This is a genomic window from Pseudomonas sp. ok272, from assembly GCF_900109995.1.
Taxonomy (GTDB): Bacteria; Pseudomonadota; Gammaproteobacteria; order Pseudomonadales; family Pseudomonadaceae; genus Aquipseudomonas.
This window is the reverse complement of sequence record NZ_FOCB01000004.1, coordinates 285,544-303,034: the sequence shown is the minus strand read 5'-3', so window position 1 is coordinate 303,034 and position 17,491 is coordinate 285,544. Positions and strand designations below refer to the sequence as shown.

The window sequence follows — 17,491 nt, the reverse complement described above, 5'->3', positions numbered from 1 at the left end:
CTTATGATACCGATGGTTGAGGCAGGCTGGAGGGGAAAATGCAGCTAGGCGGCGATCAAGGCGTGGTGGGGGTGACCAGGCGGGTGGTGACCAGTGCAGCGAGGGCGTTTTCCTGGCTGCCGAAGCGGGCCAGCAACAAGGCTTGTTTTTCGGGTGTCAGGCGCGCCCAGACGTCGATCATCTTTTCGGCAGCCTCGATCAAGGCGCTGGCTTGGGTTTCGTCGAACGTGTCGGTCATGGAGCGGCTCTTGAGTTTCAGGCGGTGTGGAAAGCGCATAAATGAGCGCTTTCCACACGGTCTGTTGTTACGCGTTGTCTTCGCTGTCGGCCTTGCGGCTGCCGGCGGCTTCTTTCGGCTCGGGCTGTTGGGCACCGGCTTGTTGTGTGGTCGTCTGCTCAATTTCGTGCAGGCTTGGGAAGGGGAGATTAGGAATCTCGTGCATAGAGCGCTCCTCGCTAAGTCTGTTGATGGATCGGGTAGATCCGTGCTTTTAAAAAGCTTGGGCAGGATACAGCAGGGGAGATGACAAATAGACTTTTATCTCGGTTTTCTGCGACAGAAGGCCGCAGGGGACAGATAACCGGTGCACTCAATCCCTTGTGAGGGCTTGCCCGCGAAGGCGGTGGGTCAGCCAACATCCAGGTCAACTGACAGACCGCTTTCGCGGGCAAGCCCGCTCCCACAAGGGATCTGGACTGGACACAGAATCTGCGCTCACCGCAGATCGGGGTGGGAGCGGGCTTGCTCGCGAAGAGGCAGGTCCATTCAACATCGATGCTGCCTGACCCACCGCCTTCGCGGGCAAGCCTCGCTCCTACGCTGATCGATGGTGAACACAAGTCCGGTGTCCGGGCCAATCTGTGTGGGAGCGAGACCGCCTTCGCCGGCAAGCCGGTCTCGCTCCCACCGGGGGATTACTTGCAGACTGCCGCGATGGCCTCGGCCAGCAAGTCCAGGCGCGTGGCGTCGATCCCGGCGACGTTGGCCCGTCCGGAGCTGACCATGTACACGCTGTGGTGGTCGCGCAGTGCTTTTACCTGCGCCGGGCTCAAGCCGGTGTAGGAGAACATCCCGCGCTGCACACCAATGTGGGCAAAACGCTCACGCAAGCCATGGGGCTCCAGGGCCTCTACCAGGCCAGAGCGCAACTGGGCGATGCGCAGGCGCATGGCTTCCACTTCGTCGGCCCACTGTTGTTTCAACGCCGGGTCGCCAAGGATGGTCGCGACCACTGCCGCGCCGTGATCCGGTGGCGTGGACCACAGGTTGCGTGCGATGTTGGCCAGTTGGCTGCGGATGTCCGTCAATTTCTCGGCATCCTTGGCGCACACGATCAGCGCCCCGGTGCGGTCGCGGTACAGGCCGAAGTTCTTCGAGCAGGAGCTGGTGATCAGCAGTTCGGGCAGCGCGTCGGCGAACAGGCGCACGGCCCAGGCATCTTGTTCCAGGCCGTCGCCAAAACCCTGGTAAGCGAAGTCGATCAGCGGCAGCAGTTCGCGGCTGCGCACCACCTCCAGCACTCGTCGCCAATCGTCATGGGACAGGTCAAAGCCGGTCGGGTTATGGCAGCACGCGTGCAAGAGCACCACATCGCCCTTGGGGATCAGGTTCAGGGTCGCCAGCATCGCCTCGACGTCGAGGCGGTTGTCGCTGCCCACATACGGATAGTGGCTGACCTTGAGGCCGGCGGTGGCGTAGATGGTTTCGTGGATCGGCCAGGTTGGATTGCTCAGCCAGATGCCACGGCCTGGCAGGCATTGGGCGATGAAGTCTGCGCTCAGGCGCAATGCGCCGGTGCCGCCCGGGGTTTGGGTGGTGCCGGCGCGTTGCTGGGCGATCAGCGCGGAACCCGCGCCCAGCACCAGCTCATTGATGACCTTGCCGAAGGCCGGATCACCGTGGCCGCCGATGTAGGTCTTGGTGGTCTGGCGATCCACCAGGCGCAGCTCGGCCTGTTTCACCGACGGCGGGATCGATGTCAGGCCCTGGGCGTCCTTGTAGACGCCCACGCCCAAGTCGAACTTGCACGGGTTGGAATCTTGGGCGTAAGCCTCCATCAGCCCGAGGATCGGGTCGCCGGGTACTCGGCCGATCGCGTCGAAATGCATTACTTGCGGCCCTCGGCGTCCTTGGCCACTTCGTCGGTGCGTGCGGCCATGATGAAGTCGTTGCGGTGCAGGCCCTTGATCGAGTGGCTCCACCAGGTCACGGTGACTTTGCCCCACTCGGTGAGCAGGCCTGGGTGATGGCCTTCGGCTTCGGCGATTTCACCCATGGCGTTGGTGAAGGCCAGGGCAAACTTGAAGTTTTTGAACAGGAAGACTTTTTCCAGCTGCATCACGCCGTCGCGTACTTCGATGTTCCAGTCAGGGATCTGCGCGATCAGTACCGGCAGTTCTTCGTCGCTGACCTGTGGGGCATCGGCGCGGCAGGCTTCGCAATGGGCTTGGTTCAAGGCGGTCATGGTGGTTTCCTGATATCGATTCTTGTTAGACGTTACTATTTTTTATGAGGCGCCGCGACTGCGGTCGTCTCAGGCCGCCTTGGGCTTGGGCGGGAACTTCGGTACGTGCAGGCCCAGCTGCATACCTTGCTGGACCATGCCCATGATGTCTTCGTGGGCCAGGTCGAACAGGCGCTTGAGGTTGGGCAGGACGAAGTACACGGGTTGCAGGATGTCGATGCGGTAGGGCGTGCGCATCGCTTCCAGCGGGTCGAAGGCCTGGTGCTCGGGTTCGGTGGACAGGCTGTACACGGTTTCTTTGGGCGAGGAGAGAATACCGCCGCCGTAGATGCGTTGGCCTTCAGGGGTGTCGACCAGGCCGAACTCGATGGTCATCCAGTAAAGGCGCGCCAGGTACACGCGCTCTTCCTTGGTGGCCTGTAGGCCGAGTTTGCCGTAGGTGTGGGTAAATTCCGCAAACCATGGGTTGGTCAGCAGCGGGCAGTGGCCGAAGATCTCATGGAAAATGTCCGGCTCTTGCAGGTAGTCCAGTTCTTCGCGGGTACGAATAAAGGTCGCCACCGGAAATTGCTTGTTGGCCAGTAGCTCAAAGAAGGTCTGGAATGGAATCAGGGCAGGCACCCGGGCCACTTGCCAGCCGGTGGTCTCGCCGAGCACCTGGTTGATTTCGTCGAGCTGGGGGATGCGGTCATGGGGCAGGCCGAGCTTCTCGATGCCTTCCATGTATTCCGGGCACGCACGGCCCTCAAGCACTTTCAGTTGGCGAGTGATCAGCGTATTCCACACCGCGTGTTCTTCCGTGGTGTAGTGGATAAAACCTTGCGCATCGGGCTCGCGAGCCACGTATTGCGTCTGCTTCATGCTGCTCTCCTGCAAAGGGATACGTTCTTGTTATGTCTTGCCTATGGACCTAGAGATAACCCGAAGCGTGCGGCCTTGCATGTGGGGGGTGAGACTTGGAATGTAGGAAAAATCCCCATTTCGTAAAGTATTCGTTACGGTTTTGAGGTTGTGGCGCAGCCATGGCGGTTTCATGGTTTGAAAAGGCGCTGGACTGTCACATAATCTTGACGACTAACTTTGCGCGTTGGCAGAAATCTCCTTGCCGTGCGCCGTCCCTATTCCAGTTCGGGCCTCTTTATGCGTATCAAAGTCCATTGCCAGAACCGCATCGGCATCCTGCGCGACATTCTCAACCTGCTGGTGGAGTACGGGATCAACGTCGCCCGGGGCGAAGTCGGCGGCGAACATGGCAACGCGATCTATCTGCACTGCCCGAACCTGATCAATCTTCAGTTCCAGGCGTTGCGTCCGAAGTTCGAGGCGATTGCCGGGGTATTTGGTGTCAAGCGTGTAGGGCTGATGCCTAGCGAGCGTCGGCACATGGAGCTCAACGCCTTGCTCGGTGCACTGGAGTTCCCGGTGTTGTCGATCGACATGGGCGGCTCGATTGTCGCGGCCAACCGCGCGGCGGCGCAGTTGCTGGGCGTACGGGTGGATGAGGTGCCGGGGATTCCCTTGGCCCGTTATGCCGAAGACTTCGATCTGCCGGAACTGGTACGCGCCAATAAGTCACGGATCAACGGGCTGCGGGTCAAGGTCAAGGGGGATGTGTTCCTGGCCGATATCGCGCCGTTGCAGTCCGAGCATGACGACAGCGAAGCCATGGCCGGTGCGGTATTGACGTTGCACCGGGCGGATCGGGTGGGCGAGCGCATCTATAACGTGCGCAAGCAGGAGTTGCGCGGCTTTGACAGTATCTTCCAGAGCTCCAAGGTCATGGCTGCTGTGGTCCGCGAGGCGCGGCGCATGGCGCCGCTGGATGCGCCGCTGTTGATCGAGGGGGAAACCGGTACCGGCAAGGAGTTGTTGGCGCGTGCCTGCCACTTGGCCAGCCCTCGTGGGCAATCGCCCCTCATGGCGCTCAATTGCGCCGGGTTGCCGGAGTCGATGGCCGAGACCGAGCTGTTTGGCTACGGTCCGGGAGCGTTCGAAGGGGCGCGAGCCGAAGGCAAGCTCGGGCTGCTGGAGTTGACGGCAGGCGGCACGTTGTTTCTCGACGGTGTCGGCGAAATGAGCGCGCGGTTGCAGGTCAAGCTACTGCGCTTCCTGCAGGACGGATGCTTTCGGCGTGTCGGCAGTGATGAAGAGGTCTACCTGGACGTGCGGGTGATCTGCGCCACTCAGGTCGACTTGTCGGAGCTATGCGCCCGTGGCGAATTCCGCCAGGATCTTTACCATCGCCTGAACGTGCTCTCACTGCATATTCCACCGTTGCGTGAATGCCTCGACGGGCTGACACCGTTGGTCGAGCACTTCCTCGACCAGGCCAGCCGGCAGATCGGTTGCCCGCTGCCGAAGCTCGCGCCAGCTGCCATGGAGCGGCTCAGCCACTACCATTGGCCCGGCAACGTGCGGCAATTGGAGAACGTGTTGTTCCAGGCGGTGTCGTTGTGTGAAGGCGGCATGGTCAAGGTCGAGCACATTCGCCTGCCTGACTACGGGGTGCGCCAGCCACTGGGGGACTTCTCCCTGGAAGGTGGGCTGGAGGAAATTGTGGGGCGCTTTGAAAAGGCGGTGTTGCAGAGGTTGTACTCCGAGCATCCCAGTAGCCGGCAACTGGGCAAGCGCCTGGGGGTTTCCCACACCACCATCGCCAACAAGCTGCGTGAGTATGAGGTGGGCAAGGGAGGGCAGTAATCCATAGATGTTTGCCTGTGCCGGCCTTTTGTGGGAGCGAGCCTGCTCGCGAAGAGGTCGTCGCCCGGGACCAACCCTTGCCACCTACCGGCATAACACCGCCGGTTTTTCGACTTTGATCCCACCTCCCATTCCTCCCTGATTCCTCAAAAACCCCCGTGTTTAAAGGCTTGCAAGCCGCTGTGTGCGAGTTGGTCTGCAAATTGCTTCTGCCAGCGCAGTACAGCAGTGGACGGCAAACGTCCGGCATGCAGAGGAACGACTGTGGACAAGTACCTTTATGTGGCAATGACCGGCGCCAGCCAGAATGCGCTGGCGCAGAAGGCTCATGCCAACAACCTGGCGAACATCTCCACCAATGGCTTCCAGAAAGACTTGGAGCAAGCCCGGTCGATGCCAGTGTTTGGCGACGTCTTTCCGGCGCGTGCGTTTGCCATGAGCGAACGTCCGGCCACCGATTTCAGCCCGGGCTCCATGGTGGAAACCGGTCGTGACCTCGATGTGGCGGTCAGCGGCAATGGCTGGATCGCCGTACAAAACCCCGATGGTGGCGAAAGCTACGTCCGCACCGGCAGCCTGAACGTCGATGCGCTGGGCATGCTGCGTGCCGGCAATGGCATGCCGGTCATGGGCAATGGCGGGCCGATCGCCGTGCCGCCCGAGCAGAAAATTGAAGTGGGCCAGGACGGCACGATCAGCATCCGCGCCATGGGGGAAGGCCCGCGCGTGATGGCCGAAGTCGACCGCATCAAACTGGTCAACCCGGACTTGAAGAACATGACCAAGGGCCTGGACGGCTCGATCCACACCAAGGACGGCCAGCCCGCGCCGGCCGACGCCAATGTGCAACTGGTGTCGGGTTTCCTTGAGTCGAGCAACGTCAACGCCGTCGAAGAGATGACCTCAGTGCTGGCCCTGGCCAAGCAATTCGAGCTGCATATCAAGATGATGAACACCGCCAAAGACGACGACCAGGCCATGGCTCGGGTCTTGCAGATCAGCTAATTATCAGAACGTCGCGCCGTAAAACAGGCGCACGAGGAGAATCGAATGCTTCCGGCTCTATGGGTTGCCAAAACAGGCCTGTCCGCCCAGGACACCAACCTGACGACTATTTCCAACAACCTGGCAAACGTCTCGACCACGGGCTTCAAGCGTGACCGTGCCGAGTTCCAGGACTTGCTGTACCAGATCAAGCGCCAACCCGGCGCCCAGACCACCCAGGACAGCGAACTGCCGTCGGGTCTGCAATTGGGTACCGGTGTGCGCATCGTTGGCACCCAGAAGAACTTCTCCGCCGGTAGCTTGCAAACCACCGAGCAGCCGCTGGACATGGCCATTGACGGCCGTGGCTTCTTCCAGATCCTGCAACCGGATGGCACCACGTCCTACACCCGCGACGGCACCTTCCACCTGGACTCCAATGGCCAGATCGTGACGGCCAGCGGCTTCACCCTGGAACCGGCCATCGTGATTCCCAACGAAGCCCAGACCTTCACCGTAGGCCGTGACGGCACGGTTTCCATCACCATCGCCGGCAACCCGGCTTCCCAGGTGATCGGCAACCTGCAAACCGCTGACTTCATCAACCCGGCCGGCTTGCAGGCGGTGGGTAACAACCTGTTCCTGGAGACCGCGGCCAGCGGTGCGCCACAGGTGGGTACGCCAGGCCTGAATGGTTTCGGCACCACGCTGCAGAGCACCCTGGAAACCTCCAACGTCAGCACGGTCGAGGAGATGGTCAACATGATCACCACTCAGCGTGCCTACGAGATGAACTCCAAGGTGATCTCCACCGCCGACCAGATGCTCTCGTTCGTAACGCAGAATCTGTAATCAAGTCTATGGGGCGGCATGAAGCCGCCTGCAACACCGTGAGGTTAGGGTCATGAATCGTTTTGTATCTGTTCTCGCACTGAGTGGGATGGCCGTGCTTGCCGGCTGCGTCGCTCCGACGCCGAAACCCAATGACCCTTACTACGCCCCGGTGTTGCCGCGTACTCCGTTGCCGGCTGCGGCCAACAATGGCTCGATCTATCAAGCCGGCTTCGAACAGAACCTGTACAGCGACCGCAAGGCGTTCCGGGTGGGTGACATCATCACCATCACCTTGAACGAAAAGACCCAGGCCAGCAAAAACGCCAACTCCCAGGTCGGCAAGACCAGCAAGACCAGCGTGGGCCTGAGCTCGCTGTTTGGCGGCGTGCCCAACACCAACAACCCATTCGGCAGCGGCGACCTGAGCCTGGACGCCGGCTACAGCGGTGATCGCGCCACCAAGGGTGACAGCAAGGCCGGCCAGGGCAACAGCCTGACCGGTTCGATCACCGTGACGGTGGCCGATGTGTTGCCCAACGGCATCATCGCGGTGCGGGGTGAGAAGTGGATGACCCTCAATACCGGCGATGAGTTGGTGCGCATTGCCGGCATGGTCCGGGCGGACGATATCGCCACCGACAACACCGTGCCCTCGACCCGTATTGCTGATGCGCGCATCACCTATTCGGGTACCGGTTCGTTTGCCGATGCGAGCCAGCCTGGTTGGTTCGATCGTTTCTTTTTAAGCCCGCTGTTCCCTTTCTAGGTGATGAATATCTCCATGCTGAACTTCAAGCACCTGATGGCGGCCGTGTTGTTGCTGTCCACTTCCCTCGGCGTGCAGGCCGAGCGGTTGAAGGACATCGCCAGTATTTCGGGCGTGCGCTCCAACCAATTGATCGGCTATGGCCTGGTCGTCGGGCTTAACGGCACGGGCGACCAGACCACGCAGACCCCGTTCACCCTGCAAACCTTCAACAACATGCTCTCGCAGTTCGGTATCAAGGTACCGCCGGGCTCGGGTAACGTGCAGTTGAAGAACGTCGCCGCCGTGTCGATCAGCGCCGACCTGCCGGCGTTCGCCAAGCCTGGTCAGCAGGTCGACATTACCGTGTCGTCCATCGGCAACTCCAAAAGCCTGCGTGGCGGCACCTTGCTGCTGACGCCGCTGAAAGGTATCGACGGCAACGTCTACGCCATCGCCCAAGGCAACCTGGTCGTGGGTGGTTTTGATGCCGAGGGCCGTGACGGTTCGAAGATCACCGTCAACGTTCCGTCGGCGGGTCGTATCCCGGGCGGTGCTTCGGTGGAGCGCGCCGTGCCAAGTGGTTTCAACCAGGGCAACAGCCTGACCCTGAACCTCAACCGCTCCGACTTCACGACCGCGAAGCGCATTGTCGACAAGATCAACGACATGCTCGGCCCTGGCGTTGCCCAGGCCATTGATGGCGGTTCGATTCGTGTCAGTGCGCCCCTTGATCCGAGCCAGCGTGTCGACTACCTGTCGATCCTGGAGAACCTCGAAGTCGATCCGGGCCAGGCGGTAGCCAAGGTCATCATCAACTCGCGAACCGGCACCATCGTGATCGGCCAGAACGTCAAGGTTTCCCCGGCGGCCGTGACCCACGGCAGCCTGACCGTGACCATTACGGAAGACCCGATCGTCAGCCAGCCTGGCGCGTTCTCCAATGGCCAGACCGCGGTTGTGCCGCGCTCGAAGGTCAATGCCCAGCAGGAAGCCAAGCCGATGTTCAAATTCGGTCCTGGCACCACGCTGGATGAAATCGTGCGGGCAGTGAATCAGGTCGGCGCGGCACCGGGCGACCTGATGGCAATCCTTGAAGCCTTGAAACAAGCCGGCGCGCTGCAAGCCGACCTGATCGTGATTTAAGGTGACGAACATGGACACTCGCAAGAGCGGCTTGGTCAGCAGCAACGATTCGGGTTCGTACTCGGACCTCAATCGCCTGAATCAGCTCAAGGTCGGCGACAAGAACAGCGAAGGCAACATGCGCAAGGTGGCGCAGGAGTTCGAATCGCTGTTCCTCAATGAAATGCTCAAGTCCATGCGCTCGGCCACCGATGCGCTGGGCAAGGACAATCCGCTCAATACCCCGGCAGCCAAGCAGTACCAGGAAATGTACGACCAACAGTTGGCGGTTTCCATGTCCCGCGAGGGCGGTGGTATTGGCCTGGCCGACGTCCTGATGCGCCAGATGTCCAAGAACAAACCGCTGGCACCGGGTGAGGCTGCCGAATTGTCGGCTGCCAAGCAAGTCGCCGCGAAGGCTGCAGTGGAGACACCGATTGCCGCCGGCACGGTCGGCACCAATGGTCCGCTGTCGCGACTCAATGGCGAGCGTCCGTTGTGGGCCTCGCGCTCGGTCAATCCGCCACAGGGAGCAGGGCAGGGCGCCCACGGCAATGACATGGCGCTGATCAACCAGCGTCGACTCGCCTTGCCCCCGAAACTGGCTGATCGCCTGTTGGCGGGACTGGTGCCATCGGCCTCGGGCACGACCACGGCTCACACCACCTTGCCCAACCGCGCGACCATCGATGGCAACGCGCTGGTCAAGGGCGACTGGCTGCCAGCGCAAAGCTACTCGGCCAAACGCGGCAGCCTGCAAGTCTATGGCCGCGCCATGGCGCAGCCGCCGTTGGCACCGGCGAAAAAATCCTTCACATCGCCAGACGAATTTGTCACCACCATGCTGCCGATGGCACAGAAGGCCGCCGACCGGATTGGTGTCGATCCGCGCTACCTGGTGGCCCAGGCTGCCCTGGAAACCGGCTACGGAAAATCGGTCATGCGCCAGCAAGACGGCAGCAGTAGCCACAACCTGTTCGGCATCAAGACCGGCAGCACCTGGACCGGTGCGCAGGCGCGTGCAATCACCAGCGAATTCAGGAATGGCGAGATGGTCAAGGAGACGGCCGAGTTCCGTTCCTACGCCTCTTACCAGGACAGCTTCCACGACCTGGTAACGCTGCTGCAAAGCAACAATCGCTATCAAGAAGTGCTGAAGTCGGCCGATAACCCAGAACAGTTTGTACGCGAGTTGCAAAAGGCCGGATACGCCACCGACCCGAACTACGCCAGCAAGATTTCACAGATTGCCAAGCAGATGAAGAGTTACCAGAACTACGCCGCTGCGGGCTCTTCCACGAATTTATAAGGTCTGAACCATGAGTTTGCTCAATATCGGGATGTCGGGAATCGCCGCTGGCCAAAGCTCCTTGATGGTGACCGGCAACAACATTGCCAACGTCGATACGTCCGGTTATTCGCGCCAGCAAACGGTGCAGAACACTAAAGGCTCAAATCAGTTCGGCAACGTCTGGATCGGCTCGGGTACGACACTGGCCGATGTGCGTCGGGTGTACAACAGCTACATCGATGCGCAATTGCAGACCACGACTTCGCTCAACAGTGATACAGCGGCGTATCTGGGTCAGGCGTCTCCACTGGATGCGTTGCTGTCCGACGCCGGGACGGGCCTTAATGGTGCCCTGACGAAGTTTTTCGCCTCAGTACAGAACGTGAATGCCAAGCCGGGTGACGATGCGTCTCGTCAACTGCTGCTCAGCGATGTCCAGGCCTTGAGCAACCGCTTCAACTCGATTTCCAGCCAGTTGAATTCGCAGAACGCCAACATCAACGGCAACCTGACGAGCATGGCCGATCAAGTCAACAAACTGGCGGCTACCGTCGCCCATTTGAACCAGAAGATCTCCGAAGTTTCCAGCTCGGGTGGCCAGCCCAACGAGTTGCTTGATGCGCGGAGCGAGACTGTGCGCCAACTGGCCACCTTTACCGGTGTGCAAGTGGTCGAGCGTGACGGCAATATTGACCTTTATCTGGGCGGCGGCCAGCCATTGGTGGTGGGCAACACCGCCAGCTCGCTGGAAATGGTCCCGGGCAAGGAAGACCCAAGCCGACTGTCGATCCAGCTCAACCGGGGTGCCAGCACCATTGATATCACCTCGGTCATGACCGGCGGAGAGATGGGCGGCCTGCTGCGCTATCGCAGTACCGTGCTGGATCCGGCAATGAACGAACTGGGGCGTGTGGCGTTGGTCATCGCCGACCAGATGAACACGATCCAGGCCCAGGGCATCGACAAGAACGGTGATTTCGGTGGCAACCTGTTCAGCAGCATCAACAGTGCCGCGAACCTGGCCCAGCGCAGCATCGCGGCCATCGGCAACACGGGGTCGGGCAATTTCGAGGTGAGCATCGAGGACAGCGGCAAGCTGACCCTCAACGATTACAGAGTGACCTTCACCAGTGCCACGGACTACACCGTGCAGCGTCTGCCTGATGGCTCTGCCGTGGGTGCCTACAGTACGACCACCAATCCGCCTCCTATGATCGACGGGTTCTCTCTGAAACTCACCAACGGTGCGGGCGTCGCGGGCGATACGTTCAAGATCACTCCGACCCGTAACGCGGCGGCCAACATCAGCACCGAGATGACGGACTCCAAGCGTCTTGCCATCGCGGCTCCGTTGGGCGCGGCTATCGCCTCGGGCTCCAGTGGCAGCTTGACGATCCCGGCCAGCGGCCAGCCAACCCTGACCACTCAGTTCGATATCTACGATGCGGCGACCTCTACCGCAATGCAGAACGGCCTGAAGTACTCCACACCGGTCAAGCTGGTGTTTGGCGCGCCTTCGGCTGACGGTACGAGCCAAAGCTACCAATTGCTCGATGCGGGCGGTAATCCGTTGAGCAGCGGCAGCATCAAGCCTGGCCAGAACAACACACTGAGCCTGAGCATCCCGCTCAAGGACTCCACGGGTGCCGCGATCATGGATCCGGGCCCGCCGGCCGTTCAACGCACCGCCAATTTCGACATGACCGTGGCGGGCTCGCCAACTTCGGGGGCGGCGATCAATGTCAGCCTGAACCAGGCGGGGACCCTGGACAATCGTAACGGCACTGCGTTGGCCGATCTGCAAACCAAGAAAACCGTGGACACCGGCTCTGCGAGCAAAGGTATTTCCCTGACCGATGCCTACGGCAAGCTGGTCGAAGGTGTCGGCGCCAAGACCGCCCAGGGCAAGCTCGACAATGCCGCCACCTCGTCGATCCTGGCCGGCGCCAAGGGTGCCCGGGATTCGTTGTCGGGGGTCGACCTCGACGAAGAAACCGGCAACTTGGTCAAGTACCAGCAGTACTACACCGCGTCCTCGCAGATCATCAAGGCTGCGCAGGAAATCTTCAGCACACTGATCAACAGTCTTTAAGGAGTCGTAGCCCATGCGCATTTCTACCGGCCAGTTTTACGAGTCCACGGCGGCGAACTATCAGAAGAACTTCGCCAACGTTGTTAAAAGCAGCGAAGAGGCAAGCAGCCTTGTGCGCGTCAATACAGCGGCCGATGATCCGGTGGGCGCCTCGCGTCTGTTGCAGTTGGGCCAGCAGGCGTCGATTCTCGGCCAGTACGCCAGCAATACCAACACGCTCAAGGCGACCCTGGGTCAGGCCGAATCGGTGATGACCAGCATCACTAACGTGTTGCAGCGTGCCAAGGAATTGGCCATCGGTACGGGTAACGCCGGTTATACCGACGCCGACCGCCAGGCTAACGCGTCGGAGTTGGGCCAGATTGAAGAACAACTGCTGAGCCTGATGAACACCCAGGATGAAAACGGCAAGTACATCTTCGCGGGCTCCAAGGGTGACACCGTTCCATTCACACGCAATTCCGACGGTACGTACTCCTACAACGGTGACCAGGTGACGCTGAACCTGCCAATCGGCGACAGCATGTCGATGGCCACCAACAGCACCGGCTGGGAAGTGTTTCAGCAAGCGCTCAACACCAGTCGCACCCAGGCCACGCCATCGATGAATGACGGTCTGGTGACCCTGTCCAATGGGCAGGTGTCGTCGAACGTGACGTACAACAACAAGTTCCGCGCTGGCGAGCCCTACAAGGTGGAGTTCGCCAGTGCGACCCAGTTGAAGATCACTGACTCGCTCGGTAACGACGTGACGAATGAAGCGACCCAGGGCGGGGTGATCACCACCGGCAAAAACCAGAACGTGAGCTTTCGTGGTGTTGACCTGGCCCTGAACTTCAACGACCCCAATGCAGCGTTGACCGGGCGTTCGTTCAAGCTGGAAGGCACGCCGGACACCTTCAACGTTGCTCGTGGCCCGGGTAACCCGAGCTTGACCCAGGCGACGAGCACCCGGATCACCGATCCGAGCGCTTATCACGCCAGCTTCCCGGGTGGCTCGGCAGTCCTGAAGTTCACCAGTGACAGTACGTTCGATTTGTACGCTGCACCGATCACGGCTGACAGCAAGCCGGTCTCCAGCGGCACGATGGTGGGCAACACCGCGACGGCATCCGGTGTGGAGTTCACCTTGAACAACACGGCGACGGACCCTCTGGCTGCCGGCGATCAGTTCAACATCGCGATCAATACCCACGAAACCCAGAATATCCTGGACACCGTGAACCAGCTGAAAACCGCACTGAACACACCGATCACCGGCGATGTCGTCGCGGGTCAGAAGCAGCAGGCAGCCATTGCATCGGGCATGGGCAATCTCGCCAGCGGCCTTGATCAAGTCTCTGCCGCCTTGAGTTCAGTCGGTGGTCGTGGTTCGGCGCTGGATACCCAGAGTGAAACCAACCAAGCGCTGGTGCTGGCGAACGCTCAGACCCAATCGGCGATTCGCGACTCGGATCCGGCCGAGGTGATGACACGCCTGACCCTGCAGCAAACCATGTTGCAGGCGTCGCAGTTGGCGTTCAGCAAAATTGCGCAGTTGGGCCTGTTTAATAAAGTCTGATTCAGTTCAGGGATCGCGACAGTCTGTACGATCCCTATCCCTTTCGTTTTTAGGTTCAGGATGTTCTCTCTCGCTTGAGTTGACGCCCACCGATTGAGAGTTACGCGAGTGAAATCTACGCCTCTTGTCAGCATTGCCATTCCAGCGTTCAACCCTGAGTTCTTTCGGTCCACGTTGCTCAGTGCGATCGATCAGGACTATGCCAACCTGGAAATTGTCATTTGCGATGACAGCCAGGGAGACGAGATCAAGGCGATTGTCGATGAGTTGCAAGGGCAGTCGTCCATAGCATTGCGCTACGTGCGAAACACTAGGAACTTGGGTTTCGCGCTTAACCTGCAGGCGAGCTTGGAGCATTCTCGGGGAGCGTTCGTCAAGTTTCTATGTGATGACGACACCTTGTTTTCATCGTGTATCACCGAGCAGGCAAAGGTGCTGTCCAGGTGCTTGCAAGTCAGTATCGTGATCAACCAACGATTGCTGTTCGACGCCGGTGACAACCTTCTTCCGTCCAGGCCCATAAACTGTGTCATGTCGCCAGGTACCTCCGTGCTCAATGGCGGTGATGTGCTGGAGATCATGGACGGTTCGGCCGTTAACTTGCTGGGTGGCATCAGTCACGCCCTGTTTCGCAGGGAGCAGGTAGAAGCATGCCTGGCCACCTTGGTTCAAGAGGGTCAGGGGTTTGTGGCGCGCCTGGATTCGGCGCTGTATATCTGCCTGTTACGGCATGGGCTGCTGGCTTGCCTCAGCGACGTTCTGAGTCTGGAACGCATTCATCCCGGGCGCCTCAGCCACCGTGCGGCCATGACCCTGGCATTCAAGAACGAGACCCAGTGGCTCGTGCAAATGCTGGCTGGGCGGGGGGGCGAGTCGGCGCCAGCCAGTGGTTGGGTACGTTACTTGCCACTGAACGACTATCACGATGGCATGGATGGGGACTGGGAAGAGTTTGAAATGGGCCGCCTGTTTACCGCCCAGACGGCTGACTACCTGCAGCAGGTAGGGACCAACAGCTTGAGCTTCGCCGAACTGTACGACGAGTGGCTGACTTGCCGTTCGCTGTCTGCGGGGCAGTTGCGCGTATTGCCAAAACGTATCGAACAATGGCCAAGTCGGCCCAGGATCGTCCCCGTGATTCAGGCGTGGGCGGGCGATGAGCTGGCCTTGCATACCACATTGGAAAGCCTGGCCGGGCAATCCTACGCGCCAAGCCAGGTCTGGGTGCTGGCACCGACTGATGTTCGCGTACCGTCTGTCGCCGGGGTGCAGGTGCAGCACTTGGCATTGCAGGGTAATGGTTTCGAACAGCTCAATCAGCGTGTGGCCGCTGAGCTGGCCGCTGATTGGATTTTTCTTCTGCGCGCCGGTGATCGCTTGCATGCAGATGCGTTGGTCATCATGGCTGAGCGGATGGCGGTACTGCCAAATCGTCTGTGCCTATACACCGATGAAGGCGGGCTCGACAACCTTGAAGCAACCGCCCCGGTGTTCAAGCCGGATTTCAACTTCGATTTGATGCGTAGCTTCCCGTATGTCGGTCGCTTGCTGGCTTTCCAGTGCGCCGCCTTGCGCGACTTGGGTGGTTTTACCGAAGCGTTCGAGGTGCTGGCACCCCATGACCTGTTATGGCGCATGGTGGAAGCCAAGGGTCTGCATGTGGTGGAGCATATCGCCGAGGTACTGGTGCAGTGCCAGTTCGGTTATGGCGAGTTTCTGACCGATCCAATAGGGCATCGTCAAGCATCGCGGGTAGTTGACGCGCATTTGCAGCGCTTGGGAGTGGTTGCACATGTACAGGCTACTCAAGGCGCGCTGATTTCTCGGGTGGCCTATCTGCATGAAGCCACGCCGATGGTGTCGATTCTGGTGTGTGCTGCAAATGACCTGCAGGCGCTGGTGCGCTGTATCGAGTCTATTGTCGAGTACACGGCCTATAGCAACTATGAAGTGCTTGTGGTCGTTGGTGGTGACGAGCCTCCGGCGGTCCAGGCGTGGTTGATGGCGATGAGGGACGCGGGCGGCAGCCTGCTGCGCATGGTTTCGGTCGAAGCCCAGGGAACTGCGGCGCGACTGAATGCAGCGGTCCAGCACGCTCAAGGTGAATACCTGTTGTTGCTCGAGACCGGCTGCGTGGTGGTCGAAAGGCACTGGTTGAACGAGCTGGTTAGCCAGGGTCAGCGTTCCGAGGTCGGTGTTGTCGGGCCGATGTTGTGCACAGAAGATGGCAAGGTTCACAGCGCAGGGCTGGTCCTTGGGTTGCGTGGCCCGGCAGGCTCGCCGTTCCTGGATAGTACGCTTGACAGCAATGGCTACATGAATCGCATGCAGTTGGTCCAGAACTGGAGCGCCGTCAGTCTCGAATGCCTGTTGGTTCGCCGGGAAATTTTCAGCGCCGTCGATGGGCTGGATACCGCGCACTTGAATGGGGATCTGTTAGACGCTGATTTCTGCCTGCGTGTGGCTGCACAGGGTTACCTGGTGGTATGGACGCCATTCGCCAGGGTTGTCCGCATGGCGACCGACAATGATGTGAAACCTGCTGATCAGGCGCTCACTCAGGATCAAGAGCGCTTCTACCAGCGATGGTTGCCTCGTGTGGCTCAGGATCCGGCATACAACCGCAACTTCAGCCTTCAGTTGAGCGGCTTCGGTTTCGAGTCGGGTAAGCGTGGCGGCTGGGACCCTTTCATCAGTCGCACACTGCCTAGCATCTTGGGCTTGCCGGTCAACGTTGGGGCGGTGGGGCACTATCGTGTGGCTCAACCTTTCAATGAGCTGGAGCGAGCTGGCTGGGTTCAGGGACGGCTCACTTATGGGATGCCAGGTACGATCGAGCTGCAGCGCTTGCAGCCGGATACCGTTATTTTCCAGTGTCGTTACAGCGCAGACTCACTTCAGGAGTTCCAGGCGGTCAAGCGCTTCTCCAATGCGCGGCGAATCTATGAGCTGGATGACTACATCATCGAGGTCCCTGAAAAGAACGCCCACGCCCGTAACATGCCGACCAATATGCGTGAGCGAGTCAGTCAAGGCATTGCCCTGTGTGACCGGGTCGTAGTCTCCACCGAACCTTTGGCCGACGCCCTGTCCAGCATGCATTCGGACATCCGAGTGGTCCCCAACATGTTGGCGGCATCGCTTTGGGCTGGGCTGCAGGGGCTGCGTCAAACGTCTGCGCGACCGCGGGTCGGTTGGGCGGGTGGGACAAGCCATCGCGGAGATCTGGAATTGATTCTTGATGTGGTCAAGGAATTGGCCCATGAAGTCGACTGGGTGTTCTTTGGTATGTGTCCCGAATCGCTCAGGCCTTACATCAAGGAGTTTCACGATTCGGTTCCTCTGGAAATGTATCCGCGAAAATTGGCCAGCCTCAATCTTGACCTTGCGTTGGCGCCGCTGGAAATCAACCTGTTCAACGATTGCAAGAGCAATCTGCGCCTGCTTGAGTATGGTGCGTGCGGTTTCCCGGTGATCTGTACCGATACCAAGGCGTATCGCGGTTACCTGCCTTGTACGCGTGTGCGGGATAACTCGACCCGCGAGTGGCTGGATGCCATTCGCATGCACCTTGCCGATCCAGGCGCCAGTTATCGCCAAGGCGATGCCTTGCGAGAGACCGTGCTTTGCGACTATGTGTTGACTGAAAACAATCTGCAGCTCTGGGCCAATGCCTGGTTAGCTGACTGAAGCC

The 17,491-nt window shown here is 60.0% G+C and carries 14 protein-coding genes; 9 read left to right on the top strand and 5 right to left on the bottom strand.

Features of this window, described 5'->3' with window-relative positions:
• Window positions 1–55: 55 nt before the first annotated feature.
• The 5 genes from BMW74_RS09305 to phhA form a co-directional block, all read right to left on the bottom strand.
• Window positions 56–238 (bottom strand): hypothetical protein, encoded by a 183-nt coding sequence (locus BMW74_RS09305; protein ID WP_093417414.1) that lies wholly within the window; start codon window positions 236–238, stop codon window positions 56–58.
• Window positions 239–305: 67 nt separating this feature from the next.
• Window positions 306–443 carry a hypothetical protein gene (locus tag BMW74_RS25200; protein WP_175479180.1) on the bottom strand — a complete coding sequence of 46 codons (138 nt, stop codon included), beginning with the start codon at window positions 441–443 and terminating at the stop codon, window positions 306–308.
• A 472-nt stretch (window positions 444–915) separates the two neighbouring features.
• Window positions 916–2,109, bottom strand: a complete 1,194-nt coding sequence (locus BMW74_RS09300) for an amino acid aminotransferase (RefSeq protein WP_093417205.1) — start codon at window positions 2,107–2,109, stop codon at window positions 916–918.
• On the bottom strand, window positions 2,109–2,465 hold the full coding sequence (locus BMW74_RS09295) for a 4a-hydroxytetrahydrobiopterin dehydratase (RefSeq protein ID WP_093417200.1): 357 nt from the start codon (window positions 2,463–2,465) through the stop codon (window positions 2,109–2,111). The genes BMW74_RS09300 and BMW74_RS09295 overlap by 1 nt, the downstream gene beginning before the upstream one ends.
• A gap of 69 nt (window positions 2,466–2,534) precedes the next feature.
• On the bottom strand, window positions 2,535–3,326 hold the full coding sequence (phhA, locus tag BMW74_RS09290; RefSeq protein ID WP_093417196.1) for a phenylalanine 4-monooxygenase: 792 nt from the start codon (window positions 3,324–3,326) through the stop codon (window positions 2,535–2,537).
• Window positions 3,327–3,605: 279 nt separating this feature from the next.
• Between phhA and BMW74_RS09285 the strand changes: the two genes are divergently transcribed.
• From BMW74_RS09285 to BMW74_RS09245, 9 genes are all read left to right on the top strand, one after another.
• Complete coding sequence (locus tag BMW74_RS09285; RefSeq protein WP_093417191.1) at window positions 3,606–5,165, top strand: sigma-54-dependent transcriptional regulator; 1,560 nt, start codon at window positions 3,606–3,608, stop codon at window positions 5,163–5,165.
• A 264-nt stretch (window positions 5,166–5,429) separates the two neighbouring features.
• Window positions 5,430–6,170 carry a flagellar basal body rod protein FlgF gene (locus BMW74_RS09280; RefSeq protein WP_093417188.1) on the top strand — a complete coding sequence of 247 codons (741 nt, stop codon included), beginning with the start codon at window positions 5,430–5,432 and terminating at the stop codon, window positions 6,168–6,170.
• Window positions 6,171–6,215: 45 nt separating this feature from the next.
• A complete protein-coding gene (gene flgG, locus BMW74_RS09275) occupies window positions 6,216–7,001 on the top strand; it encodes a flagellar basal-body rod protein FlgG (protein WP_093417184.1) in 786 nt (261 codons plus the stop codon).
• A 52-nt stretch (window positions 7,002–7,053) separates the two neighbouring features.
• A complete protein-coding gene (gene flgH, locus BMW74_RS09270) occupies window positions 7,054–7,749 on the top strand; it encodes a flagellar basal body L-ring protein FlgH (protein WP_093417179.1) in 696 nt (231 codons plus the stop codon).
• Between the two features lie 15 nt (window positions 7,750–7,764).
• On the top strand, window positions 7,765–8,874 hold the full coding sequence (locus BMW74_RS09265) for a flagellar basal body P-ring protein FlgI (RefSeq protein ID WP_093417174.1): 1,110 nt from the start codon (window positions 7,765–7,767) through the stop codon (window positions 8,872–8,874).
• A gap of 10 nt (window positions 8,875–8,884) precedes the next feature.
• Window positions 8,885–10,162 carry a flagellar assembly peptidoglycan hydrolase FlgJ gene (gene flgJ / locus BMW74_RS09260; RefSeq protein ID WP_093417170.1) on the top strand — a complete coding sequence of 426 codons (1,278 nt, stop codon included), beginning with the start codon at window positions 8,885–8,887 and terminating at the stop codon, window positions 10,160–10,162.
• Between the two features lie 10 nt (window positions 10,163–10,172).
• On the top strand, window positions 10,173–12,236 hold the full coding sequence (flgK, locus tag BMW74_RS09255; RefSeq protein ID WP_093417165.1) for a flagellar hook-associated protein FlgK: 2,064 nt from the start codon (window positions 10,173–10,175) through the stop codon (window positions 12,234–12,236).
• 13 nt (window positions 12,237–12,249) lie between these two features.
• On the top strand, window positions 12,250–13,797 hold the full coding sequence (locus tag BMW74_RS09250; RefSeq protein ID WP_093417161.1) for a flagellar hook-associated protein 3: 1,548 nt from the start codon (window positions 12,250–12,252) through the stop codon (window positions 13,795–13,797).
• A 108-nt stretch (window positions 13,798–13,905) separates the two neighbouring features.
• On the top strand, window positions 13,906–17,487 hold the full coding sequence (locus BMW74_RS09245) for a glycosyltransferase (RefSeq protein WP_093417156.1): 3,582 nt from the start codon (window positions 13,906–13,908) through the stop codon (window positions 17,485–17,487).
• Window positions 17,488–17,491 lie beyond the last annotated feature (4 nt).